The organism is Duganella sp. LjRoot269 (assembly GCF_964254095.1).
Taxonomy (GTDB): Bacteria; Pseudomonadota; Gammaproteobacteria; order Burkholderiales; family Burkholderiaceae_D; genus Rugamonas; species Rugamonas hordei.
The window spans coordinates 5,500,920-5,524,468 of sequence record NZ_CAXUSL020000001.1; the positions used below are offsets into that span (position 1 = coordinate 5,500,920).

Annotated in this window: 20 protein-coding genes; 1 reads left to right on the plus strand and 19 read right to left on the minus strand. The window is 64.0% G+C overall.

Annotated elements, in window-relative coordinates; genetic code table 11:
• Nucleotides 1-3: 3 nt before the first annotated feature.
• The 9 genes from ACSQ3S_RS24625 to ACSQ3S_RS24665 form a co-directional block, all read right to left on the minus strand.
• On the minus strand, nucleotides 4-1,362 hold the full coding sequence (locus tag ACSQ3S_RS24625) for a GH1 family beta-glucosidase (RefSeq protein ID WP_436144065.1): 1,359 nt from the start codon (nucleotides 1,360-1,362) through the stop codon (nucleotides 4-6).
• Nucleotides 1,363-1,387: 25 nt separating this feature from the next.
• The gene (locus tag ACSQ3S_RS24630) at nucleotides 1,388-4,525 is read right to left on the minus strand and encodes a discoidin domain-containing protein (protein WP_436144066.1); all 3,138 of its coding nucleotides are present in this window, start codon (nucleotides 4,523-4,525) and stop codon (nucleotides 1,388-1,390) included.
• A complete protein-coding gene (locus ACSQ3S_RS24635) occupies nucleotides 4,522-5,352 on the minus strand; it encodes a carbohydrate ABC transporter permease (protein WP_353402827.1) in 831 nt (276 codons plus the stop codon). Before ACSQ3S_RS24635 ends, ACSQ3S_RS24630 begins: the two co-directional genes overlap by 4 nt.
• Nucleotides 5,349-6,224: a carbohydrate ABC transporter permease gene (locus ACSQ3S_RS24640; RefSeq protein ID WP_176651936.1), complete on the minus strand. Its 876-nt coding sequence runs from the start codon at nucleotides 6,222-6,224 to the stop codon at nucleotides 5,349-5,351. The genes ACSQ3S_RS24635 and ACSQ3S_RS24640 overlap by 4 nt, the downstream gene beginning before the upstream one ends.
• Nucleotides 6,221-7,495: a sugar ABC transporter substrate-binding protein gene (locus ACSQ3S_RS24645; protein ID WP_436144067.1), complete on the minus strand. Its 1,275-nt coding sequence runs from the start codon at nucleotides 7,493-7,495 to the stop codon at nucleotides 6,221-6,223. The genes ACSQ3S_RS24640 and ACSQ3S_RS24645 overlap by 4 nt, the downstream gene beginning before the upstream one ends.
• Complete coding sequence (locus ACSQ3S_RS24650) at nucleotides 7,492-8,904, minus strand: glucoamylase family protein (RefSeq protein WP_436145074.1); 1,413 nt, start codon at nucleotides 8,902-8,904, stop codon at nucleotides 7,492-7,494. Before ACSQ3S_RS24650 ends, ACSQ3S_RS24645 begins: the two co-directional genes overlap by 4 nt.
• A gap of 16 nt (nucleotides 8,905-8,920) precedes the next feature.
• Nucleotides 8,921-11,776: a TonB-dependent receptor gene (locus ACSQ3S_RS24655; protein ID WP_436144068.1), complete on the minus strand. Its 2,856-nt coding sequence runs from the start codon at nucleotides 11,774-11,776 to the stop codon at nucleotides 8,921-8,923.
• A gap of 60 nt (nucleotides 11,777-11,836) precedes the next feature.
• A complete protein-coding gene (locus ACSQ3S_RS24660) occupies nucleotides 11,837-12,853 on the minus strand; it encodes a LacI family DNA-binding transcriptional regulator (RefSeq protein WP_176651940.1) in 1,017 nt (338 codons plus the stop codon).
• Nucleotides 12,854-12,933: 80 nt separating this feature from the next.
• Nucleotides 12,934-13,083 carry a hypothetical protein gene (locus tag ACSQ3S_RS24665; protein ID WP_436144069.1) on the minus strand — a complete coding sequence of 50 codons (150 nt, stop codon included), beginning with the start codon at nucleotides 13,081-13,083 and terminating at the stop codon, nucleotides 12,934-12,936.
• Between the two features lie 71 nt (nucleotides 13,084-13,154).
• On the opposite strand from ACSQ3S_RS24665, the gene ACSQ3S_RS24670 reads away from it, so the two are divergent.
• Nucleotides 13,155-14,261 (plus strand): S41 family peptidase, encoded by a 1,107-nt coding sequence (locus ACSQ3S_RS24670; protein WP_436144070.1) that lies wholly within the window; start codon nucleotides 13,155-13,157, stop codon nucleotides 14,259-14,261.
• Here the strand turns inward: ACSQ3S_RS24670 and ACSQ3S_RS24675 are convergent.
• The 10 genes from ACSQ3S_RS24675 to hfq form a co-directional block, all read right to left on the minus strand.
• Complete coding sequence (locus ACSQ3S_RS24675) at nucleotides 14,248-14,844, minus strand: MarC family protein (RefSeq protein ID WP_070268658.1); 597 nt, start codon at nucleotides 14,842-14,844, stop codon at nucleotides 14,248-14,250. The genes ACSQ3S_RS24670 and ACSQ3S_RS24675 overlap by 14 nt on opposite strands.
• A 68-nt stretch (nucleotides 14,845-14,912) precedes the next feature.
• Entirely contained in the window at nucleotides 14,913-15,569 is a 657-nt protein-coding gene (locus ACSQ3S_RS24680; protein WP_436144071.1) for a choice-of-anchor E domain-containing protein, read from the minus strand.
• 31 nt (nucleotides 15,570-15,600) lie between these two features.
• Nucleotides 15,601-16,269, minus strand: a complete 669-nt coding sequence (locus ACSQ3S_RS24685; protein WP_436144072.1) for a choice-of-anchor E domain-containing protein — start codon at nucleotides 16,267-16,269, stop codon at nucleotides 15,601-15,603.
• A 255-nt stretch (nucleotides 16,270-16,524) separates the two neighbouring features.
• The gene (locus ACSQ3S_RS24690) at nucleotides 16,525-17,070 is read right to left on the minus strand and encodes a phosphoribosyltransferase (RefSeq protein WP_436144073.1); all 546 of its coding nucleotides are present in this window, start codon (nucleotides 17,068-17,070) and stop codon (nucleotides 16,525-16,527) included.
• A gap of 14 nt (nucleotides 17,071-17,084) precedes the next feature.
• Nucleotides 17,085-18,395 carry an adenylosuccinate synthase gene (locus ACSQ3S_RS24695; protein ID WP_176651945.1) on the minus strand — a complete coding sequence of 437 codons (1,311 nt, stop codon included), beginning with the start codon at nucleotides 18,393-18,395 and terminating at the stop codon, nucleotides 17,085-17,087.
• Nucleotides 18,396-18,399: 4 nt separating this feature from the next.
• Entirely contained in the window at nucleotides 18,400-19,560 is a 1,161-nt protein-coding gene (locus ACSQ3S_RS24700) for an ATP phosphoribosyltransferase regulatory subunit (RefSeq protein ID WP_436144074.1), read from the minus strand.
• Between the two features lie 160 nt (nucleotides 19,561-19,720).
• Entirely contained in the window at nucleotides 19,721-20,635 is a 915-nt protein-coding gene (gene hflC, locus ACSQ3S_RS24705) for a protease modulator HflC (protein ID WP_176651947.1), read from the minus strand.
• The gene (gene hflK / locus ACSQ3S_RS24710; protein WP_436144075.1) at nucleotides 20,635-21,933 is read right to left on the minus strand and encodes an FtsH protease activity modulator HflK; all 1,299 of its coding nucleotides are present in this window, start codon (nucleotides 21,931-21,933) and stop codon (nucleotides 20,635-20,637) included. Before hflK ends, hflC begins: the two co-directional genes overlap by 1 nt.
• A gap of 17 nt (nucleotides 21,934-21,950) precedes the next feature.
• On the minus strand, nucleotides 21,951-23,111 hold the full coding sequence (hflX, locus tag ACSQ3S_RS24715; protein WP_436144076.1) for a GTPase HflX: 1,161 nt from the start codon (nucleotides 23,109-23,111) through the stop codon (nucleotides 21,951-21,953).
• A 45-nt stretch (nucleotides 23,112-23,156) separates the two neighbouring features.
• Nucleotides 23,157-23,393, minus strand: coding sequence for an RNA chaperone Hfq (gene hfq / locus ACSQ3S_RS24720; RefSeq protein ID WP_008450615.1), 237 nt, complete (start codon nucleotides 23,391-23,393; stop codon nucleotides 23,157-23,159).
• Nucleotides 23,394-23,549 lie beyond the last annotated feature (156 nt).

The window sequence follows — 23,549 nt, forward strand, 5'->3', positions numbered from 1 at the left end:
GGCTTATACCGGTTGATTCAGACAGGCGCCGTTGCTGGCGACGATATCCGCATACAGCAGCGCGCTGTCTTTCAAGGTGCGCTGCTGGGTTTCAAAATTGACGTGAATGATGCCGAAACGCTTGGAGAAGCCCAGCGACCATTCCAGGTTATCCAGCAGCGACCACACCATGTAGCCGCGCATGTCCACGCCCAGTTCCATCGCGGCGTGCAGCGCCCCCATGTTCTTGCGCAGGCAATCGATGCGCAGCGGATCGTGCACGCGGCCACTCTCCGCGTTCGGCGGATCGTAGAAGGCGGAACCGTTCTCCATCACGTACAGCGGCGTGTCGCCGTAACGCTGCTTGAAGTTGACCAGCGTATCGGTCAGCCCCTGCGGGAACACTTCCCAACCCGTCTCCGTATAAGTGGCTTGCGACTGGCGCACTGGCGCCACCTGCAGCGGCCAGTTCGCCGGCTCGTTGCGCACCACGCTGCGGGTGTAGTAGTTGATGCCGACGAAGTCCAGCTCCTGTCCTATCAGCTCGAAATCCTCTGCCGGCCAATCAGGCCAAGCGTCGCCGAAGACCTCCTTGAGTTCCTGCGGATAGCTGCCGAGGAAAATCGGATCGAGATACTGGCGGTTCATATAGGCGTCGGCGCGGCGCGTGGCGTCAAGGTCGGCCTGCGACTGGCTGGCCGGATACTTCGGCTCGATATTGACGACGATACCGATCTCGTGTTTTCCCTCTTCGCGGTAGGCCTTGACGGCGCTGCCGTGCGCGCGCATCAGGTTGTGGCTGGCCAGCGCCGCTTCGTGCAAGCTGCGATGACCGGGCGCCAAGGTGCCGTGCAGATAGCCGCCATCGGTCACCACCCACGGCTCGTTGAGCGTGGCCCACGATTTGACGCGGCCGTCGAAGGCGCGGAACAGGATGCGCGCATAGTCGGTGAACCAGTCGGCGATATCGGGATTGAGCCAGCCGCCACGATCGTCCAGCGCCGCCGGCAAGTCCCAGTGATACAGCGTCACCATCGGCTCGATGCCATTGTCCAGCAGCTCGTCGATCAAGCGGCTGTAGAAGTCCAGGCCTGCCTGATTGATGGCGCCCCGCCCCTGCGGCAGGATGCGGCTCCACGATACGCTGAAGCGGTAAGCCTTCAATCCCAGCTTGACCATCAGCGCCACGTCTTCCTTGTAGCGGTTGTAGTGGTCGCAGGCGATATCGCCATGGTCGCCGTCGCGCACATTGCCGGGCACCGCGCAGAAGCGCTGCCAGATGCTGGGGCCCGCACCATCGGCCAGCGGCGAACCTTCGATCTGGTAGGCGGAGGTAGCGCTCCCCCACAGGAAGTTGGCCGGAAATTGAATTGCTTTGCTCATGTAAAAATCCCTTTGAATGCGGAAGTTAAAACGGTGCGCCATCGATCTGCAAGACCGCTGGAAGACTGGTAATCGTGATATGGCGGCCCTGCCAGTTCACCGCTTGGCCGTTGAGACGCGCGACGCCCGGCACGCCGGACCACGGCCAGGTGTAAATAACGCCGCCGGGCGGCATGCGCGGCATGGCGTCGATGCGCAGCGTCAGCTTCGTGCCCTGCGCCGCCAGCGAGTAGCTGAGCGGTCCATATGGCGTACGCAGGCCATGCAGACCAATGCCGGCGCCCGGCAACCACGCCGTCGGTACGCCCTCACCCAGCAGCAGAGCGTGATCGGCTTCGCGCTCATAAGCGAACGAGTCGAGTGCCGCGCGGATGTAGTCCGACGAGATCCAGCCATGCGGCATGTCGCCGAGGAAGCGCGGCTGGCGGGCATCGCGGCCGACCACTTCAGCCCATTGGTTCCAGGCGCGCGGACGCTGGTCGGCGTAAAAATAGTCCAGCAGCTCCGCCGCACGCTCGCGCCAACCCAGCCGGATGAAGGCGCTGACGTTGCGCAGCTCATAGGGTGTGTAGTCGTCCCAGGCCTTGCTGCCGTCGCGGCGGGCGCGGAAGAAGTCCCAGTATTTTTCGTAGGTCGATTGCAGCAGCACCGGCGGGATGTGCTGCTGTTCGCCGCCGGGCGTCAGCGCGATGGTCGACGAGGTCGGGTCGAAGTCGCCCAACTCCGCCGCGCCGGGCAGGTAGCTGATGCCATGCGCCCTGGTGCTGGCATCCAGCGATGCATACAGGTCGTGACGGAATTCGTCGCGCTGGGTTGCGAGACGCTGGGCGGCGGCGGTGTCGCCCAGCACGGCGGCCATGTCGGCCGCATCCTTGTAGCCGCGCAGGGCCCAGAAATCGTCCCAGTAGGAGTGCATCGGCTTCTCGGAATAGCCTTCATGGCTGATCGATGCGGGCATCAGGCCGAACAACACCGGGTTCGCGATGCGACGCTCGGACTGGCGCAGCGTCTCCATGTAACGGGCTGCGGCGTCGATGCGCGGCCAGACGGCGGCCAGCGCGTCCTTGTCCTGTGTGTAGCGATAGAGTTCGGCGGCCAGGAAGATCAACTCTCCGTGGCTATCGTTCTCCGGTACCGGATCGGCGCCGCGCCGGTCGACGCAGCATGGAACTTTACCGCTATCGAACTGGTACGGCGCATACCAGTGCAGGTAATCGGCGGCGATGGACGGCTGGCCCAGACGCAGCAAAGCTTCCGACATCATGGCGCCATCGCGTATCCATGAGCGGCGGTAGGAGCGCGTTCCCGGCTGCAGCGCCGCGCCTTCGCGCGTCATCAGGATGTGAGCCAGGGAAGATAGCAGCGTGTCGGCCATGTGCTGGCCCTGTGGCGGAACGTTCAGCGTGACTTGATTCAGCTTCTCGCGCCATTCGGCGGCGACCTTGTCCTGTTCTCCGGTGATCCATGCGGCTGTGCGTGGAACGCTCGACAAGGCTGCTCCGGCCATCGGCAGGACGGCACCCAACACCACGCTGCCGTGCGGTGGCAAGGTGATCTCGTAGGTCAGCGCGGCGGAGGCCATGCCGGTATCATCGTGTGTCGCCAGCGGAGAGGTATCGCGGTGGACAGGTTGTGGCAACAGACCGGCATCGAATGTGGAAATCGCTACGCTTGCCGGCGGCTGCAACGGATAAACCTTGGCGTCGTTGTTGACGATAAGCGCCCTGCCGTCCCACCGCAGGTCATTGATCGCGCTGAAGCCGCCGGGCGTGTTGAGGAACTGGCGCGGCGCGTTGACCTGGAAGGGCCGTACAGCCAGCACCAGCTTCAGCTTCTTGCTTGCTGCGGTGAGGTTCGTCAACTCATAGCGCGCCAGCAGTTGCGACGATGCCGGTGTGCCCGCCGCCGCAGCCGTCACGTTCAATGTCCACGTTGGATGGCGCCACAGCACCGTCGGTACCGGCAGGTAGCCATCGCGTAGGCTTTGGCTGACTTGAACATCGGCCCAACCAAGCAGCTTGCCGCCTTCCTGCACAAAAGGCTCCAGCGAAAAGCCGCTCTGCTTCGCCTCCAGCGCGCCGTCCTCGGAGATCAAGGCACTGTGGTCGCCGCCGCCATCGACGCCGACCAGCGTCCAATATGTCTGCTGGCCGGAGAAGCCTCGCGGGTACAGGCCGCGCGGCGCGGTTTGCGCCACCGCCGCGATGAACTGGTTCGGCGTGGCACCGAAAGCCAAATCTTTCAATTCCACCTCGGCTAACGCGTAGCCGGCGGCGGCGCCGGGACCATCTCGCAGCGTCAGACGAATATAGCGCGCTTCCGATTCGGGTAACCGCAGCGGATCGTCGCCGCCGTTGCCCACGCTGACGCGGCGTACTATCTGCCATTGCCGGCCATCGGCGGACAACTCGACATCGTAGGCACGCGCATGGCGGCGGCCTTGCCAATGCAGTATCAGTCCGCCGAACTCGCGCTCGACACCGAGATCGATCACCAGTTGTTGAGGCTTGCCGGCAGCGGGCTTGCTGATCCACGCGGTAGACGCGTCGCCGTCCAGGGCCAAACCGGCGCCATGCGATGGCACGGCGCTGGAGGCGCTTGCCTTGGCCGCAGGCCAGACGGCCGGCGCCGGCGGCAACGCGCGTATCGCCAGGTCGCGGACGTAGATCGCGCCGCTGCCGCCGCCGCTGCCGGCGCTGACGACGAACTCGATCTTGTCGGCGTGTCTCAGGTTGTGGTCCTTGGCTGGTCCCCAGGCGAACAGTATCTGACGCTTCTTGATGCGCACCAGTTGCCACTGCTTGGGAAAGACATAGTTCTGCTGCTGGAACCACCAGACGTTGTCGCCGCTGGCGTCGGTCAACTTGAACTCGAAGTGATTGGCCGGCGCATCGGCACGCACATAGAACGAGATCTCGTAATTATCCGGCAGGTCCAGCGGCAGGCTGCGGCGCACGAAGGCGTAGCCTCCCTTGCCGGCAAAGTCGAAGCCCAGGCGCAATCCACCGTCGGCGGCGCTGGCGTGCGACTGCACGCCGTCGGAGGCTTGCGCCTGCCACAGGTCGACGTTGGAAAAATCGTCCAGCGTGCGGACGTTTTCCTGTGCGCCCGCAGCCAGTGCGACGACGGCAAGCAATGCAAGCAATATGCGTATCGCCTTCATCCCTTGACGCTCCCCACCAGCAAGCCCTGGATGTAGTAGCGCTGCAGGCCGAGGAACAACAGCAGCACCGGCAGGATGGTCAACACCGATCCGGCCATCATCAGCTCATTGTCCTGCACATGCTCGCGCGACAGCGATGCCAGCGCCACCGGCAGCGTGTACAAGTCCTTGTCGGTCAACACGATCAGCGGCCACATGAAATCATTCCAGGTGCCGAGGAAGGTGAAGATACCCAACGTGACGAGGATAGGCGTCAACAGCGGCAGCACGATGATGCGGAAAATCTGGAACTCGCTTGCGCCGTCCATGCGCGCCGCCTCCAGCAAGGCGTCCGGTATCGTCAGCGCGTACTGGCGCACCAGGAAGATGCCGAAGATACCCGCCATCGCCGGCACCAGCACGGCGCCGTAGCTGTTCACCAGTCCCATGTACTTCAAAAGCAGGAACAGCGGCAGCATCGCCACTTGGCTTGGAATCACCAGCGCGCCCAGCATCACCTTGAAGATGCGGTCGCGGCCCTGGAAGCGCAGCTTGGCGAACGCATAGCCGGCGCTGACATTGAACAGCAGCGACAGCAGCGTGGCCGCGCACGACAGCAGCACACTGTTGAGCAAGTACTGGCCGATGCCGGCATGGCTGAACAACTCGCGGTAATTGTGCAGCGTGGCCGAACGCGGCACCAGCGGCAGCGGGAACGAACTTGATTCGCCCGGCGCCATCAGCGACACCGACAGCATCCACAGCAGCGGAAACAAGGTCAGTATGCCGGCGCCCAGCATCAGCCCATTGAGCAGCAACGCGCGCGGCTTGTTGTGCAAGAGGCTCATACCTCGCCTCCCCTGGCAAAGCGCAGCTGCAGCAGCGTGACGCAGAACATGATCGCGAACAGCACGAAGGCCACCGCCGACGCGGCACCCAGGTTCCACCACTTGAAGCCCTGCTCATACATGAAGTACAACACGCTGACCGTGCTTTGCACCGGCCCGCCCTGCGTCATCACATACGGTTCCGCGAACAGCTGGAAGTAGCCGGACATGCTCAGGATGCTGACCATCAGCAGCGTAGGCCCCAGCATCGGCCAGGTGATGTAACGGAATTGCGACCACACGCCGGCACCATCGAGACCAGCCGCCTCGTACAGGTCGTCCGGTATGCTTTGCAGCCCGGCGAGGAAAATGATCATGTTGTAGCCGAAGTTCTTCCACAGCGCGAACAGGATAATCGCCGGCATCGCCCAGTGCGGATCGTTGAGCCAGTCAACCGGCGAGATACCCAGTTCGCCCAGCCCGTAGTTGATCATGCCGTAGCGCGTGTGCAGCAGGTAGCGCCAGATCACCGCCACCGCCACCAGCGAGGTCACCACCGGCGCGAAGAACGCCGTGCGGAACAAGCCCTTGAAGCGCGTCAGCCGCGAATGCAGCAGCAGCGCCGCACCCAGCGAAGCCGCAATCGACAGCGGTACGCCGGCCACGACGAAATACAGCGTGTTGCCCAGCGCCTGCCAAAACAGCGGCGTTTGCAGCAGCTGGACGTAATTGCGCAGCCCCACGAAGCGCAGGTTATCCAGGTTGGCCAGCGCGTAGATATCGAAGTCGGTCAGGCTCATGGCCAGTGCAGCCAGCACCGGCAGGAAGAAGAACACGCTGATGACCAGCAGCGCCGGCCCGGCGAAGCACCATGCGGCGCGTTGGGAATTCATCGCCCCTCCTTCCGCGCCAGCATCCAGCGGCGCTTTTCGAGGATGTGATCGGCCTTGGCGTCCAGCTCGGCGGCGGCTTGCGCGACCGTCAGTTCGTTATGCGTCACACGTTCGGCGACCAGCCGCATTTCGGTGGCGATCTGCTCCCACTCCGGCACCTTGGGCGCGGGCTTGACGCGTTCGAGCTGCTGGCCGAAGGCGTCGGCATAAGCGTCGTTCGCCAGGCGGGGCAAGGTCCAGTTGCTGCGGCGCGGCGGCAGATCGCCGGTCAATTCGTGGAAGCGCGCCATGGTTTCGGTACGCGACAGGTATTCGATCAGCTGCCAGGCCTCGCGCTGGTGCTTCGACGCCGCCGCCAGCACCAGGCTGGAACCGCCGGCAATCGACGCGGCGGGGCCGGAAGGTCCGGGCAGGATGGCCGTCATCCAGCTGTCCTGCTGCTCCGCTGGCAGGCGGCGTTTGAACTCGCCCATATTCCACGGACCGGAGATGTAGAAGGAGACATAGCCCATGCCGAATTCATGATAAACATTGGTGATGCGGTTCAAAGGCGCCAGCTTCTGCGCATACATGTCGGCATAAAGCTGCAGGCTGCGCTGGAATCCGGCGCTGCGGAAATTGCCGTAACGACCGCCGTCGCGCAACAACGGTTCGTCCTGCTGCAGGGCCAACGCCAGCAGCGGCTCGAATTCGTCGCTGGGCAGCAGGATGGCGTAGTTGTCCGGACCGACAATGCGCTTGATCGCGCTCATTGCCTTCATCCACTCGGCCCACGTCTGCGGCGGCTTGGCGTAACCGGCGCGTGCCAGCATGTCGCGGCGGTAAAACATCACCCGCGTATCGACATACCACGGCACGCCCCACAGCTTGCCGTCCACCATGTTGGTGTCCCAGATGCCGGGGAAGTAATCGGACGGCGTTACCAGTTGCGAGGCCGCGACGGGCGCGTCCAGCGACTGCAGCGCGCCGATCGCCTTGAACTCCGGCACCCAGGTATTCCCGAGCTGGAAAATATCCGGCATGACGTCGCCGGCGAAAGCCGTCAGCAGCTTTTCGTGGGCGGCGGTCCACGGCAGCTGCTGCACCTCGACGCGCACGCCGGGATGCGTGCGTTCGAACTCCGGCATCAACGCGGTGACCACCTCGCCCTCGCGCCCCATGGCCCAGAATTTCAGCACCACGCCCTGCTCCTGGCGCGGCGCGCAGGAAGACAGCAGCGTGGCGCCGGCCAGTACCAGCAGAGCCAAGGCGGAGAAGGCGCGTCGCGTCATTTGGCCAGCCAGCCGCCGGTGAAGCCTGCGCGCTCAAGGCCGCGCCGGATCGCCGGATTGCCGCGCATGACGCGCCAGATCAAATCGCTGCGATAGTTTTCCGTCATGGCGATGATCGGTCCCTGGTCGATGCCGAGATAGTCGCTGTCGACCCAGCCCTTGCCCGCCACCACGCGCCCCTGCGACACCTGGATGTCGTAGGTGAAGCTGGGGTTGAATGCATCGAGGAAGCCGTACTGGCCGTATATGAAATCGCCGTAGCGCTGCTTCATCTCCAGCACGGCGGGAATGACGATCTCCGGCGCGAACGGCAGCGACGCGGCGACCGCGGTCGGCGCCAGCGTGCAGTCGTCGTAGGTCGTCAGGCCGCCGATGCCGCGCGCGGCGTATGTACGGAACGGCAGTTTCGAGCCGCCGTAGTCCAGCACCTTGTCGACCGGGCCGTCGCTGGCGGTGATGCCCCAGACATTAGCGCCATAGCCCTTGCAGGCCAGCGGATTGGCGATGGCGTACGACTGCTGCGCATAGGTGGCGCGGCGGCTGTTTTCAAAATAGTCGTAGCCGCGCTCGCGCATGTAGGCGTCGCGGATATTGCGGAAGTCTATCCACACATGGCTGTACTGGTGGATGAACATCGACGGGAAGCCCAGGTGTTCCTTGTCGCCCGTGCCTTCCAGGCTCTTGGCGTAGTTGCTGGTCCATGCCTTCCAGGCATCCGGCTGTACCGGGTGCGACGGTGAGCCAAGCGCCAGCACGTAGATCAGCATCGCCTCGTTGTAGCCCTTCCAGTCGTAGCCGATGAAGCCGGACTCGGGATGCCATCCCAGCGCGATGGACGGCTTGCGCGCCTGCGCCCAGGTCCAGTCGACGCGCTCGTAGATTTCCGCGGCCAGCTTGCGGATTTCCTTTTCAGAGGCGTCGTCGCCGTCGAAGTAGGACTGGCAGAACAAGGCGCCGGCCAGGAACAGCGCCGTGTCCACGGTCGACAACTCAACCTTGTCGTTGTAGCGCAGCCCCGTCTTCATGTCGAGGAAGTGATAGAAGAAACCCTTGTGGCCGCTGGTGCCCGTTCCCTTCGCGCCGCCTTGCGGCGCGTTGCGGAAGAAGCGCAGCGTCGTCAGCACGCGGTCGCGCGCCTGCTGGCGCGTGATGTAGCCGCGTTCCACGCCGACCGGGTAGGCGGTCAGGCCGAAGCCGACCGCCGCCACGCTGGAAAACGATGGCGTGGGATAGCGGTCCGGCACCAACCCGTTTGCGGGATTGGCGGTCTCCCAGAAGAAGTTGAAGGTCCGCTGTTCGAGCTGGTCGAACAGCGGCGGCAGCGCCGTGTCGCGAGCGACGGCGGCGCCGTTGCACAGCGCCGCTACCGCGAAGGCAAGGCTGGCAACGGCGCGCGAGGTACGTGGCATCGTCAAGATCGTTACCTCAGAACGCATAGCGGGCACTGAACTTCACAGTGCGCATCGGGCCGCCGACCGAATTCGGCGTACCCAGGTTCTTGTTGTCGCCGCCGAGGCGGTTCTGCGGATTGCCCGGGCCACCACCCCAGCCGTCGTAGCCGCCGTAGTTGATGCTGTTGAACAGATTGAGCACGTCCGCCCGCAGCGATACCTTGCCGAAGCGGAAACCGACTTCCTTCGACAAGCCGACATCGATCTGATGGAAGGCGTCGCCGTTGCCCTTGGCGGACACGCAATGGTCGAAGCCTTTCGAGCAGTCGGTGATACGGTACGGCAGGCCGGAACCCAGGGTCAGCTTCCCGGACAACATCAAGCCCCATGGCAGCCAGCCATCGCTCACGCCGGCCACCACCAGGCGATGGCGCTCGACGTCGGTCGACGGATTCCAGGCGCCGGCGAAGCGGCCGTAGGTCCAGTTGAAGATATCGTTGGTCCATTCCTTGTTGGTGGTCTCGCCGCGGCTGTAGGTATAGGTCGCGCCCAGGCTCCATGTGGAAGCCTTGGAGTATGGCTTGTCCATCTTCAGGTAGGCCGAATCGGTCTTCGCTTCGGTGATGAAGTCGCCCAGAATCAGCGTGCTGAAACCGGGAACGGAACCCCACAGCGGATCGATCGGGCTGGCGTTGCCCCAGCCACCCTTGGGATCGCGGTTGCCGCCGAACCAGTTGAACTGATTATGGCTGCGCGAGTTGGTGTAGCCCGCCTCGCCGTTCCAGATGCCCAGCGCCTGGCGCAGGCCGAAGCTGAACTGGTCGGTGTACGCCATCTTGTGGTCGCTCTTGATCATCCAGATCTCGCCGCCGGGCTGCGCGTTCTTCTGCGATTCGTCCAGCGCGTGGTTGGCGATGGTGCGGTCGTAGGCACGGCCCCAGCCCGCGAACAGTACCGAGGAGAGATCTCCCTTGATGTCGTAGGACAGCCCCAGCCGCGGCGCCCACGCGTTCTTGAACGGCTTGCGGTTGCTGCCGGTGCTGATGTAGTCCTTGATGTTGATGCCGCCCTTGGCCAGCGACTGCGCATAGGTCTGCCCCGCCGGCGCACCGTCGCGCGGATCCTGCTTGTCGAAGATGGCGACGCGGTCGGCCGGCGTGGCATAGCTGTCGTTCAGCATATTGTCTTCGTAGTCGTAGCGCAGGCCGAGATTCAGCAGCAGCTTGTCGCTGGCCTGCCAGTCGTCCTGGAAGTAGACGCCATACTGGTTGTTGGCGAAGTTGACGCCGCTGGCGGGAATCGCCGGATCGGTGCGGATGATGCTCGGCAGGCCGGTCACGGTGTCGATGCGCTCGTAGATCTGGTCGACCGCGCGCGCGGTGCCCGACAAGTCGTAGCTGATGTGCTTGACCTTGACGCCACCCTTCATCGTGTGGCCGGCCTTGCCGGTGTAGGTCAGGTCGTCCTGCAGCAGCGTGCCGCTTTGTTCGCGGAACTGGTTGTTCGGCGAACCGCCGGTGATCAGCACGTCGACCACGTTGTTGTCGGTGTTGCTCGGCGAGACCTGGTAGCGGATGTACGGCTTGTTGGCGTTCGAGTGCGGATTCCAGCTGTATTTTTCGTAGCCCAGCCGCGCCTCGTTGAGCCAGCGGTCGTTGCTCCATTCATGTTTGAAGTCGAAGCGGTCCTCGTCGTTGCTGCGGTTGAGGACATTCTCCGCCACGCTCAGCTTCGCATCCTCCGGGATCAGGTCCGTCTCGCGGCGGATGCGCGCGGTCGCCTCGATGCGCTGGTCGCGGTCGACCTGCGCGTCCACCTTCAGCAGGAACAGGTTTTCCTTGAACGACGACACCGACGAACCCTGCTGCGCCAGCAGCGACGGCACGATGCCGGCGTTGGGCAGCAGGTCGGTGCGCTGTGCCAGCACCTGGCGCGGGCTGTCGATCTTCTTGCCTTCATACGCGAAGAAGAAGTGCGCCACGTCCTGCTTGATCGGACCGCCCAGCGTCACGCCGTACTGGTCCTGCGACGACGCCGGCCGGCCGATGCCCTGGCGCTGCGCTTCCTTCTGGAACGGATCGAGCGCGGTCAGGTTGGTGCCGGTGTGATCCCAGAACACGTCGCCATGCAGCTGGTTGCCGCCGGACTTGGTGACGGCCGTGATCGCGGCGCTCGACACCTGGTCGAATTCCGCCTTGTAGTTCTGCGCGATCACCTTGTACTCGGCCACCGCCGATTGCGGGAACGGATTGCCGCGGCTGGAATCGATGCCCGACACGCCGCCGCGCAGGATGTTGTTCTTCTGGCTGACGCCGTCGATGAAGACGTTGACGTTGTCCTGGTTCTGCGCGCCGCTCTGCACCTTGACGTTGCCGCTGCCGTCGACGTTGAAACGCACGCCGGGCGCCAGGTCGGCGAAGGACAGGAAGTTGCGCGTCACCTGCGGCAGCTTCTCGATCTGCTCGCGCGAGACCGAGGTGCCGACCTCGGAGCCGGCGACGTCGCGCCGCGTGGCCGAACCGGTGATGACCACCTGCTGCACGCCGCCTTGCAGCGCCAGGTTGACCTGGCTGGTCTGGCCGACGCTGACGGTGACCAGCTCCGCCTTCTGCTCGCCAACGTTGATCTGGTAGGTGCCGGGGGCCACGCCGCTCAGCACATAGCTGCCGTCCGCGCGGGTGGTGGTGCGATAGACATAACCGTTCAACTGGTTGGTGGCGCTGACCGGCGTACCGGCCGACGGTGCCGCGTTGCTGGCCGTGACCTGGCCCTGGATGGTGGCGCTGCTCAGTTGCGCGCCGGCGTATGGCGCCGTCAGCAAGGCGGCGGCCAGCGAGGCTGCCATGACGGACAAGCGTAATGCAGGCAATTGCCGTGGTGGTGTTTTCATGTTTGTCTCCTGATTTTTGTTGTGTACATCTAGGGCATGAAGCAAAAGCGGAACTGCAAGTTATGAGGGTGTGGATTCTCCCGTCGAAGCGCGCGCCACCAGTTCGGCGCCCAGTGTCTGCACGGTGGCCGACGGCAGGCTGCCCGGTTGGCCGATACGGGCCACCAGGTTTTCCAGCGCCTGCACGCCCAGGTCGGCGATCGGCACGCGCACGGTGGTCAGCGCCGGGCTGACGTAGCGCGCGATCGGAATATCATCGAAGCCGGCCAGCGCCATGTCCTGAGGCAGCTGCAGGCCGCCCTGCTTGAGCGCCAGCAGCGCGCCGATGGCCATCATGTCGTTGGCGGCGAACAGCGCGTGCGGACGGCGCGCCGCCTCCATCGCCAGCAGTGCCTGGCCTACGGCCTGGCCGGACTGCTCGGAGAAGTCGCCCTCGTACACCTGCGCCGTGGCGCCCGGCGCCAGCTCGGCCAGTGCGGCGCGGTAGCCGCGCAAACGCTCCTGCGCCTCGAAGTTGCCGGACGGGCCGGCCAGGAAGGCGATCTCGCGGTAGCCGCGCGCCGCCAGGTGGGCCACCATGGCGTAGGCGGCGCTGTAGTTGTCGACCGAGATCGACGGATACTGGGTGCCGCCGGCGACGGTGTTCATCAGCACGATGGGCAGGTCTTCCGGCAGGTTATCGGACAGGAAGGCCGCATCGACGTGCGGCGACATCACCAGCAGGCCGTCCACGCGGCCGCGCATGGCGCGGATCGCCAGCGCCGCCTCGTCGGCGTCGCCGTGCAGGCTGGAGACCATCAGGTGCAGGCCGCGGCGGCGCGCGGCGCCGTCTATGCCGCGTATCATCTCCGAGAAAAATTCGCCGTACAGGTCGGGCAGCAGCACGCCGATGGTGTTGGTGAAGCTGGTGGTCAGGCTGCGCGCGCCGACGTGCGGCATGTAGCGCATGCGCTTGACCACCGCCAGGATATGCTTGCGGGTGTCGTCGGTGATGCTGGCATGGCCGTTGAGCGCGCGCGACACCGAGGCCACCGAGACTCCCGCTTCCTGTGCCACATCCTTGATCGTGATCGCCATTTGTTGCTTTCAGAAAAATGTAACCGGTTACATTGCTATCGAAAATAAAACCGGTGACGATTCAAGCGAAATGTAACCGGTTACATGCGATAAAAACAAAGTCTACGCGCCTTACTGTTGTGTTGTAAAGTCTTTTTCTCAACAGTACCTTTCTGTCCAGATGAAACCACTGATCGCCGCCGCCCTGCTGCTTGCAACGGGAGCTGACCGCTTTCGTCGGCGGTTTTCATGACGGCCACTTCTCCCCGCCGGCGGCGCAAGGCAGGCCTGCGCGGCGCTCGGCTATGCGCCGTTCCGCAGCGTGGCGTTCTCGCTGCCGTTTGAGAGCCTGCCCGGCACCATGCTGGAAGCCGACGGCCTGGCGCGCGCCTTCCGCGCCGGCGTCGTCACGGCGCCGGACGGCACGCGCCTCGGCATCGTGCGCATCGCGCGCTTCCGCGAACAGGACTCGTCGCCCAACTCCTGCATGGAAGCCTGGCGCGAACGTCAGGCGGATGGCGCCATGAGCGAGGCCGACGTGGCGCCGGTGCGCAGCGCCGCCAGCGCGGCCTGGATGCAAACGCTGGCGGCGCAGCTGCGCCACTTCCGCGAGCAAAAAGTGGCGGCCGTGATCGCCGACGTCGGCGGCAACTCGGGCGGCAACGACACCGGCGACTGGGCCGCCCGCCTGTTCACCGCGAACGACGTCCATTCCGCCCGGCTGATGATGAGCGCCGCGCCGCTGGCCGCGCAGTATTTTGACGAGCAACTGGCGCAGTTGCGCGCGGCGCAAAAGGAAAAGGACGCCACGCCGGAAGCGCGGGCCATGCTGGAACAATCGATCGCCGCGTTTGAAGCGCGCAAGGCCGGCATCGCCGCGCGGCACTGCGACCTGTCGTGGGTGTGGACCGAGCAGCGGCCCTGGCAGCCGCAGGGCTGCAGCCGGTTGATCGACGCGGGCTACGCCAGCGGCCAGGCGGCCTACCTGCCGCCCAAGTCGTTCGGCAACCAGACTATCGCCTCCAGCATCTACTGGGCCGCCGGCGTCGACGGCTTACGCGGCGCCTGGAACGGGCCGGCATATGTGCTGACCGACAGCGGCACGGCATCGTCGGCCGAGATGTTCGCCGCGCTGATGCACGATGCGGTCGGCGCCCGCACTGTGGGCCGGGCGACGGCTGCGGCTTCATGGCGGACGTGCCGCCGGTGGAACTGCCCCGCTCCCGCCTGCGCTACCGCGTGCCGAACTGCGTACGGCTGCGGGCCGACGACGGCAACGAAGTGGCCGGCGTCAAGCCGGACTTGCCGGTGCTGCCGGCCGAAGGCGAGAACGACCGCGCCCGCGCCTACCGCCTGCTCGACACGGTGGCGGCCGACTTACGCGCCCGCCCTGCCGCCGCCGCTGCGGCAAAACCTTAAAGGGTCTTGACGAACTCGCGTATGCCGCCAAGCAGCATCTCGACCGACATCGCGGTCAGGATCAGGCCCATCAGGCGTTCGAAGGCGGTCATCACCTGCGGGCCGAGCACCTTCTGCAGCTTCTCGGCGCTGAGGAACACCGCCAGCCACACCACGCCGACCGCCGCCAGCGCGGCCACGTGCACCAGCACCTCGCCGGTGCTCTCGCGCGAGAACAGCAGCACGGTGGCCAGCGCCGACGGACCGGCCAGCGCCGGAATCGCCAGCGGCACGATGAACGGTTCGCCGCCTTCGGTGCGGCCCAGCACGCCGTCCGGGTGCGGGAAGATCATGCGGATCGAGATCAGCAGCAGGATCACGCTGCCGCCAATGCGCAACGACACTTCCGACAGCTGCAGCGCGGTCAGGAAGTGGCGGCCGAAGAACATGAACACCAGCAGCAGCACGAAGGCGATCGCGCACTCGCGGATGACGATGCGTGAGCGGCGCGCCACCGGCACCGGATTGAGCACGCTGGCGAACAGCGGCACGTTGCCGAAGGGGTCGGTCACCAGCAGCAGCAGGATGAAGGTCTGGAAGAAGTTCTGGGTCATGGAAAGTATCGGGTCAAAAGAAAAACGGGAGCCGAAGCTCCCGTTTGCAGTGTACCACCGGATTCGGCTTATGCCGATTTGCGGCGGCGGGCGATGGCGCCCACCAGGCCCAGGCCGGCCAGCAGCATGGCGTAGGTTTCCGGCTCAGGTACCGGCAGCGTGGTGTAGGTGTAGGTGACCTTTGCGTAGCCGTCCATCGTAATGTTGGTGAAGTAGCTGGCATTGCCGGTACCCGACAGGCTGTCCGACGACCAGCCGCTCAGCAGCGCGTGGTAGGTGCCGGGGCCGGTGAAGGCGCCCAGTTGTCCAGCCGAGTTGATGGTCACGGAATTGGTGGTGGTCCAGGGATCCAGAGTCAGCGTCGAGTCGGTGCCGGCCGCCAGGTTGAACACCTTGGTGGTGGTCGCCAGGGTGCTCAGCGTACCGCCGCCCACTGCGCTGTCCAGTTGACCGCCGGTGGTGACGGTGAAGGTCGCCGGAGCGCCGGACAAGGCATCGTTGGAGACATAGATCGAACCGTTGATGGTGTTGAACAGTTCGAACTGTACCGAGGTCAGATTGCCCAGCGATGGGTTGAACTTGTCAAAGCTCAGGTCGCCGCCGTTGTATTCGACGTCATACGCCGTCGCGGTGGTGATCGTCGGCAGCTGCACGGTGGCTGCGCTGGCGCCCAGCGCGAGGGTCAGGGCCGCGGTGGCAAAGATGGTGGTGGTCAGGTTTTTCATATGTTATCCGCAATCGTGTTGGTGACGTGGCTCAGGCTGCGCGCGATTTGCGCTTGGCGACAAAGGCAATAGCGCCTAGGCCCAACAGCATCATGCCGTAGGTTTCCGGCTCAGGTACCGGCGCCGCGACGGTGTAGGTATAGGTGACGTGGCCGATGCCCGAAGCGGTGGTGGCGAACTTGGTGAGCACGCCCGTGCCGCCCGACTTGGTACCGTCGGCGATCAGCGAGAAATTCGCCTGCACATTGCCGGTACCGGTGAACAGCTCGAACGAGCCGCTGTCCAGCACCACGTCGGTCGACAGGTTCTTTTCACCGTCCAGGACCAGGGTCAGCGCGGTGGCCTTGTGCGCAATGCCGGCGCCAGAAAACACGGTGCCGCTGGTGGAACCCAGCAGCAGGCTGCCTGGACCGGTCAGGGTCATCGTTGCGCCCAGCGTGCCGTTGACGGCTTTGTCGGCGCGGGTGTTGGCGTTGCTGGCCAGCAGCTGACCATACACCACCGAGCTGTACTCGATCTCGATGCTGGACAGTGCGCCCAGCGTGCTGTCGAATTGCTTGATGTCCAGCAGCGATGCGATATTGGTCGGGGTGCCGGTGAAGGCGGTGATGTCATAAGTGACGGTGTCTGCCATCGCAGGAGCTGCGAAGGCGCCGGCGGCAACGCAAATAGCTGCGGCAGCAAAGTTTTTCAGTTTCATTAATATTTCCTTATTGGATGTTTTGCCCAACTACGGCCCTAAAAGGCAAGCCGCAGGATGTTCTGCTTTGCTGCCATTTCCTTACTTGGAGCAATCATAACATACAATGTGGAAATTACATTTCTTTTTCGACATTTTTCAGACAATTTATACAACTATAGTTTCCAAAATACAATTGCAAATAAAAAAACGACCCGGAGGTCGTTTTTTTCCCACAAACTGCGGGAATCCAGTAAGGGAGCCACTTACAGCGCATCAGCCGCCAGTTTCGCCCTTCTTGATCCAGGCCGCCAGCTGGTGCGGACGCAGGCCGTCGTAGTCCTCGAACGGCTGGTGGATCCATGGATTGTGCGGCAGCTCTTCCATCTGGTAGTCCGGCTTGAACGCCGAGCTGCCCTTGGTCCAGATCACCGCGGTCTTCACTTCCCTCACGCCGTCGAAGTTGGACTTCAGGTGATCGATCACCTTCATCAGCGTGACGCCCGAGTCGGCCAGGTCGTCGACCAGCAGGATGCGGCCGGCCAGCGGGCCCTTGGTCATCGTCATGTATTTGGCGATGTCCAGGTCGCCCTGCACGGTGCCCTTGTCGGCGCGGTAGGAGCTGGTCGACAGGATCGCCAGCGGCACGTCGAAGATGCGCGAGAACACGTCGCCCGGACGCACGCCGCCGCGCGCCAGGCACAGCACCTGGTCGAATTTCCAGCCCGATTCATGCACCTTGAGCGCCAGGCGCTCGATCAGGCGATGGTATTCGTCCCAGGAGACCCAGAGGTGTTTTTCGTTCGATTGTGGGGTCGTCATTGCTTAATTCCTTATTACTCGAATGGGTGGCGCAGCACGATCGTCTCTTCGCGATCCGGACCGGTCGATACCATGTCGATCGGCACGCCGACCAGCTCTTCGATGCGCTTGATGTAGGCGCGGGCGGTGGCCGGCAGCGCGGCCAGCGACTTGGCGCCGACGGTGCTTTCGGTCCAGCCCGGCATTTCCTCGTACACCGGCACGCAGCGGGCCGCCTCTTCGGCGCCGGACGGGAAGATGTCCACGGCCACGCCGTCGATGGTGTAGCCGGTGCACAGCTTCAGCGTTTCCAGGCCGTCCAGCACGTCGAGCTTGGTCAGGCACATGCCGGTCACGCCGTTGATCTGGACCGAGCGGCGCAGCAGCGCGGCGTCGAACCAGCCGCAGCGGCGGGCGCGGCCCGTCACGGTGCCGAACTCGTGGCCGACCTGCGCCAGGTGGTGGCCCACGCCGGCATCGGTAGGCAGTTCCGAAGGGAACGGGCCGGAACCGACGCGGGTGGTGTAGGCCTTGGTGATGCCCATGATGTAGTGCAGCATGTTCGGACCGACGCCGGCGCCGGCGGCGGCATTGCCGGCCACGCAGTTCGACGAGGTGACGAACGGATAGGTGCCGTGGTCGACGTCCAGCAGCGAGCCCTGCGCGCCTTCGAACAGCAGGTTGGCGCCGGCCTTGTGCGCGGCGTACAGCGCGCTCGAGACGTCGGTGACCATCGGACGCAGACGCGGCACGTAGGCCAGCGCGTCGTCCAGGGTCTTCTGGTATTCGATGCGCGGCGCCTTCAGGTAGTGCTCCAGCACGAAGTTGTGGTAGTCGAGGTTCTCGGCCAGCTTCTCGGCGAAGCGCTTCTCGTTGAGCAGGTCGGCGACACGGATCGCGCGGCGCGCCACCTTGTCTTCGTAGGCCGGGCCGATGCCCTTGCCGGTGGTGCCGATCTTGGCTTCGCCGCGGGCGGCTTCACGGGCCAGGTCCAGCGCCGAGTGGTAAGGCAGGATCACCGGGGCGGCGTCCGACACCTTCAGGCGCGACGCGACTTCGACGCCGACTTTTTCCAGCTTGTCGATTTCGCGCAGCACGTCCGGCACCGACACCACCACACCGTTGCCGATGTAGCAGGCCACGCCTGGACGCATGATGCCCGACGGGATCAGCTGCAGCGCGGTCTTGACGCCGCCGATGACCAGCGTATGGCCGGCATTGTGGCCGCCCTGGAAGCGAACCACACCTTGTGCATGATCGGTCAACCAGTCGACGATCTTGCCCTTGCCCTCATCGCCCCATTGGGTACCGATGACGACGACGTTTTTTGCGTTTTTCTTTGACATCACACTAACCTAAGTTTTTAAGAATCCAGTTGCTACCATTATCGTCGAGGACCAGCGCGCGATCGCACTCGAACTCGTCCAGCTCGTTGCTGTGACCCGGCAAACTTTGGATCACGACTTCGCCGGACTTGCGCAGCTCGGCGATTTTTTCCTTCAATTCCGGCGCATTGCCCCACGGCGCGCGGATCGAATGCTTGCGCTCCGCGGTCGGCAGCAGGCGCGCCAGTTCGCGCAGGTCGAGCGAGAAGCCGGTGGCGGGACGCGCCCGGCCGAAAGCCTCGCCTACGTGATCGTAACGGCCGCCGCGCGCCACCGCGTTCGGCAGGCCCGGCACATACAGCGCGAACATCGCGCCGCTTTCGTACTGATAGCCGCGCAGGTCGGCCAGGTCGATCGCCACTTCCGCGCGGTCGATGGCCGACGCGGCCAGCGCCGCCAGCTCGGACAGCGCCTTGGCGATGCCCGGCAGGTCCGGCAGCACGTCGCGCGCGCGCTTGAGCACTTCGACGCTGCCGTACAGGTTGGGCAGCGCCAGCAAGGCGTCGCGCACCACCGGCGAGTAATTTTTCGTCAGCTCCTGCAGGCCGGGCACATCCTTGGCGCGCAGCAGCAGGTACAGCTGGGCTTCATCCCTGGCCGCCGCGGCGTCGCCTTCGAGGATGGCGCGCAGCACGCCGACATGGGTCAGGTCCAGCCGCACTTCGGTGAAGCCGGCCAGGGCCAGCGAAGCCAGCGCCAGCTCCTGGATCTCGGCGTCCGCTTCGAGGCCGGCATGGCCGTAGATCTCGGCGCCGATCTGCAGCGGCTCGCGGGTGGCGTGCAGGCCCGACGGGCGGGTATGCAGCACGCTGCCGGCGTAGCACAGGCGGGTGACCGAGGCGCGGTTCAGCAGGTGGGCGTCGATGCGGGCCACCTGGATCGTCATGTCGGCGCGCAGGCCCAGCATGCGGCCGGAGATCTGGTCGACCAGCTTGAAGGTGCGCAGATCGGTATCCTCGCCGGCGCCGGTCAGCAGCGACTCCAGGTACTCGAGCAGCGGCGGCATGACCAGTTCATATCCGTACAGACGGAAATTATCCAGCATCAGACGACGCAGTTCTTCAATCTTGCGGGCTTCCGACGGCAGGACGTCGGCGATATTTTCGGGCAAAAGCCAATTCGGCATGGGAAACTGGTGACAAAGGTAATTGAAAAATGAACAATGTGACGCACGCGCCGCAGCCATCAAGCAGAAAGCCGAACCTGATATTTTACGCGAAAATACGTTGCGGGAGGAGAAAAAGATACGCCGGGGAGCCATACGGCACCCCGGCGCGGGTCTGACTTTACTTCTTGGCGGGAGCCGGTGCGGCCGAACCGGCGGCGCCGGAGCCTTTGAAGTACTTGAAGAAGTCCGAGCTCGAATCCATCACCATCACGTCGCCGTGATTCTTGAAGGTGGCGCGGTAGGCTTCCAGGCTGCGGTAGAACTTGTAGAACTCGGGGTTCTTGCCGAACGCTTCGGCGTAGATGCCCGAGGCCTTGGCGTCGCCCTCGCCGCGTATCTGCTCGGCGTCGCGATAGGCTTCGGCCAGGATCACGGCGCGCTGGCGGTCGGCGTCGGCGCGGATCTTTTCCGACTCGGCCGAGCCGGTCGAGCGCAGCTCGTTGGCCACGCGCAGGCGCTCGGCCTTCATGCGGTCGTACACCGAGTTGTTGATCTGCTCGACGTATTCGACGCGCTTGAGGCGCACGTCGATGATCTCGACGCCGATCTGCGCCGCTTCCTGCACGACCTTGGTGCGGATCGCCTCCATCACCTGGCCGCGCTGGCCGGAAATCACTTCGCTCACCGTGTGCTTGGTGATTTCCTCGTTCAGCGCCGCCTTGACGATGACCGACATGCGGTCGCGCGCGCGGCTCTCGTCGCCGCCGAAGGTGACGTAGTACAGCTTGGCCTGGCCTTCGTTGCGGCCGATGCGCCACTTGACGAAGCTGTCGATCAGGATGTTCATCTTCTCGGCCGTGATGAAGCGCTCGGCGTCCGGCGTTTCAATGGTGAGGATGCGGTTGTCGAGATAGACCACGTTCTGGAACGGCGGCGGCAGCTTGAAATGCAGGCCCGGCTCGCGTATCACTTCCTTGATCTGGCCCAGCGCGAACACGATCGCGTACTTGCGCTGGTCGACCACGAACACCATCGACGACAACACGAGCAGCGCGACGAACGCCGCGATAAGGGTACTGGCTATGCGGTTCATTAACGGCTCTCCCGGTCACGTAAGGCTTCGCGCGAACGCGGATCACGCTGGCGATTCACTTCCACCGTCGGCATCACATCCGACGGCAGCGTGGCCACCGGCGGCGGCGATGCGGCCGCTTGCGCGGCAGCCTTGGCGGCCGCGGCCTGCGCATCGGTGGCCGCCGCTTGCGCGATCAGCTTGTCCAATGGCAGGTACAGCAGGTTGCTGCCGGTCTTGGCGTCGACCATGACCTTGCTGGCGCTGGAGAAGATCTGCTGCATGGTTTCCAGATACATGCGGTCGCGCGTGACGCCCGGGGCCTTCTGGTACTCGGTCAGCACCTGCTTGAAGCGCGAGGCGTTACCGGTGGCGTTCTCGGTCACCATCGAGCGGTAGGCTTCGGCCTCCTGCATCAGGCGCGAGGCGTAGCCGTGGGCTTTGGGGATCACGTCGTTGGCGTAGGCCTGGCCCTCGTTCTTCTGGCGCTCGCGGTCCTGCCCTGCTTTCACCGCGTCGTCGAAGGCGCCCTGCACCTGCTCCGGCGGCTGCACGTTCTGCAACGTGACGGCCGAGATCAGCACGCCCGACGCGTAGCGGTCGAGGATCTGCTGCATCAGCTGCTGGGTTTCAAAGCCGACCTTGTCGCGGCCCTCGTACAGCACGAAGTCCATCTTGTTCTTGCCGACCACTTCGCGGATCGAGGTCTCGGCCACCTGGCGTACGGTTTCCTCTTCGTCGCGGTTGTTCATCAGCCAGGCCACGGGATCCTTCAGCTTGAACTGGACGGCGAACTGCATGTCGATGATGTTTTCATCATCGGTCAGCATCAGCGCCTCGCGCAGCTGCTTGTTCTTGACGTTGCCGCGATAGCCGATTTCGACCATGCGCATCTGCGACACCTTGACCGTCTCGTCGCTCTGGAACGGGTACGGCCAGCGCCAGTTGAAACCGGAACCGGTGGTGTGGCTGACTTTGCCGAAGGTGTAGACCACGCCGGTCTGGCCTTCCTGCACGATGAAGGAACCGCTGGCGAGCCAGATCAGCGCGATGACGGCGCCGACCGCGCCGGCCGTGGCGCGCACGCCGGACAGGTCGGAACGGCCACCGCCGCCGCCATTGCCGCCGCCGTTGTTATCGGGACGGTTCTTCTGGCCGAAGAAGCTGTTCAGGCGCTGGTTGAAATCGCGCCACAGCTGCTCCATGTCGGGAGGGCCTTCGCCGGGCTTCTTGCCTTCATTGGCTTGCGGCTTGCTATCTTTCTTGTCCGAGCCCCAGCGGGGATCGTTCAGCGACAGCTTCAAGCCGAGACGTTTCATAAGTGACGAGACACGCATTAGTGTGATCCGACATGAGTAAGGGTGGGACTGCTATCCGGTTCTGCTTCTTCGTCGTCGACATGATAAGCCTGGTTGAGCCGGGCACCCGGCGCGTTCTTGGCCCATTCGATCATGGCGCCGCGCAAAAGGTCCAGTCCTTGACCGGTGCGCGCGCTGAGGAAAACGCGGGAAATCTTATCATATTCATCCCGCTCGACCGACGGCTCCAGATCTGCGGCATCGATCTTGTTCCACACCAGTATCTGCGGAATGTGATCGGCGCCGATTTCCTTGAGCACCAGGTTGACCTGCTCGATCTGCTCCATGCGCACCGGCGACGAGGCGTCGACCACGTGCAGCAGCAGATCGGCGTGGATGGTCTCCTCCAGCGTGGCGCGGAAGGCCGCCACCAGCTGGTGCGGCAGTTCGCGCACGAAACCGACCGTGTCCGAGATCACCACGTTGCCCACTTCCTGCCCCATGTAAACACGGCGCGAGGTGGTGTCCAGGGTGGCGAACAATTGATCTGCGACATACACGCCGGCCTTGGTGACGGCGTTGAACAAGGTCGACTTGCCGGCATTGGTATAGCCGACCAGCGACACCGAGAAGGTCTGGCTGCGGCCGCGCGAACGGCGCTGCGTCTCGTGCTGCTTGCGCAGCTTGTCCAGACGCGCGCGCAGGGCCTTGACCCGCTCGCCGATCAATCGGCGGTCGGTCTCGAGCTGCGTCTCGCCGGGGCCGCGCAGGCCGATACCGCCCTTTTGACGTTCCAGGTGGGTCCAGCCGCGTATCAGGCGCGTGGCCAGATGCTGCAGCTGAGCCAGTTCCACCTGCAGCTTGCCCTCGTGGGAGGCGGCGCGCTGGGCGAAAATGTCGAGGATCAGGCTGGTGCGGTCCAGCACCCGGATCTGCAGGCGCTTTTCCAGGTTGCGCTGCTGGGCCGGCGACAGCGCGTGGTTGAAGATGACGATTTCGATTTTATGATCGAGCACGGCAAGGCCGATCTCGTCGGCCTTGCCGCTGCCGACGAAATATGCCGCGTCCGGGGACGAGCGCTTGGCCGTAATTGTCGTGATCGGTTCCGCACCTGCTGAACGGGCCAGCAGTTGCAGTTCCTCGACGCTGGCGGCAAAGTCGCCCTGACCGAAATCGATACCGACTAGAGCTGCGCGCATACGACGGTCAGGCGATTTGAGAAAAAGAAGCGGTGGTGCAAGCGCTTATTCCGCTTCGGATTCAATGTTGAGGTTGACGGCGCGTGCCGGTACCACGGTGGAGATGGCGTGCTTGTACACCATCTGGGTCACTGTGTTACGCAGCAATACGACGTATTGATCGAACGATTCGATATGGCCCTGCAGCTTGATGCCGTTGACCAGATAGATCGAGACAGGAACATGCTCTTTGCGCAAGGCATTGAGGAATGGGTCTTGTAACAGTTGCCCTTTGTTGCTCATAACAGCTCCATTTTATGTTGTTGTGTTGGAATTGGAGGCGAAACGCTTGATTTCAAGTACGTGGCCCAGCGAAAGTCAAATGATTTTCGCTGAAACACCGTTCGCCACGCCGGGAATGGTGCTTCTAAGCCACTGTAACCTGTTTTTGCTTTTTTT

Bases quoted from the DNA above. Each gene is read 5' to 3' on its own strand.
- ACSQ3S_RS24625 (WP_436144065.1), bottom strand. From the start codon at position 1,362: ATGAGCAAAGCAATTCAATTTCCGGCCAACTTCCTGTGGGGGAGCGCT.
- ACSQ3S_RS24675 (WP_070268658.1), bottom strand. From the start codon at position 14,844: ATGACCCAGAACTTCTTCCAGACCTTCATCCTGCTGCTGCTGGTGACC.
- ACSQ3S_RS24685 (WP_436144072.1), bottom strand. From the start codon at position 16,269: ATGAAACTGAAAAACTTTGCTGCCGCAGCTATTTGCGTTGCCGCCGGC.
- ACSQ3S_RS24690 (WP_436144073.1), bottom strand. From the start codon at position 17,070: ATGACGACCCCACAATCGAACGAAAAACACCTCTGGGTCTCCTGGGAC.
- ACSQ3S_RS24655 (WP_436144068.1), bottom strand. From the start codon at position 11,776: ATGAAAACACCACCACGGCAATTGCCTGCATTACGCTTGTCCGTCATG.
- hflK (WP_436144075.1), bottom strand. From the start codon at position 21,933: ATGAAACGTCTCGGCTTGAAGCTGTCGCTGAACGATCCCCGCTGGGGC.
- ACSQ3S_RS24635 (WP_353402827.1), bottom strand. From the start codon at position 5,352: ATGAGCCTCTTGCACAACAAGCCGCGCGCGTTGCTGCTCAATGGGCTG.
- ACSQ3S_RS24695 (WP_176651945.1), bottom strand. From the start codon at position 18,395: ATGTCAAAGAAAAACGCAAAAAACGTCGTCGTCATCGGTACCCAATGG.
- hflX (WP_436144076.1), bottom strand. From the start codon at position 23,111: ATGCGCGCAGCTCTAGTCGGTATCGATTTCGGTCAGGGCGACTTTGCC.
- ACSQ3S_RS24680 (WP_436144071.1), bottom strand. From the start codon at position 15,569: ATGAAAAACCTGACCACCACCATCTTTGCCACCGCGGCCCTGACCCTC.
- ACSQ3S_RS24650 (WP_436145074.1), bottom strand. From the start codon at position 8,904: ATGCCACGTACCTCGCGCGCCGTTGCCAGCCTTGCCTTCGCGGTAGCG.
- ACSQ3S_RS24665 (WP_436144069.1), bottom strand. From the start codon at position 13,083: ATGAAAACCGCCGACGAAAGCGGTCAGCTCCCGTTGCAAGCAGCAGGG.
- hfq (WP_008450615.1), bottom strand. From the start codon at position 23,393: ATGAGCAACAAAGGGCAACTGTTACAAGACCCATTCCTCAATGCCTTG.
- hflC (WP_176651947.1), bottom strand. From the start codon at position 20,635: ATGAACCGCATAGCCAGTACCCTTATCGCGGCGTTCGTCGCGCTGCTC.
- ACSQ3S_RS24660 (WP_176651940.1), bottom strand. From the start codon at position 12,853: ATGGCGATCACGATCAAGGATGTGGCACAGGAAGCGGGAGTCTCGGTG.
- ACSQ3S_RS24640 (WP_176651936.1), bottom strand. From the start codon at position 6,224: ATGAATTCCCAACGCGCCGCATGGTGCTTCGCCGGGCCGGCGCTGCTG.
- ACSQ3S_RS24630 (WP_436144066.1), bottom strand. From the start codon at position 4,525: ATGAAGGCGATACGCATATTGCTTGCATTGCTTGCCGTCGTCGCACTG.
- ACSQ3S_RS24700 (WP_436144074.1), bottom strand. From the start codon at position 19,560: ATGCCGAATTGGCTTTTGCCCGAAAATATCGCCGACGTCCTGCCGTCG.
- ACSQ3S_RS24645 (WP_436144067.1), bottom strand. From the start codon at position 7,495: ATGACGCGACGCGCCTTCTCCGCCTTGGCTCTGCTGGTACTGGCCGGC.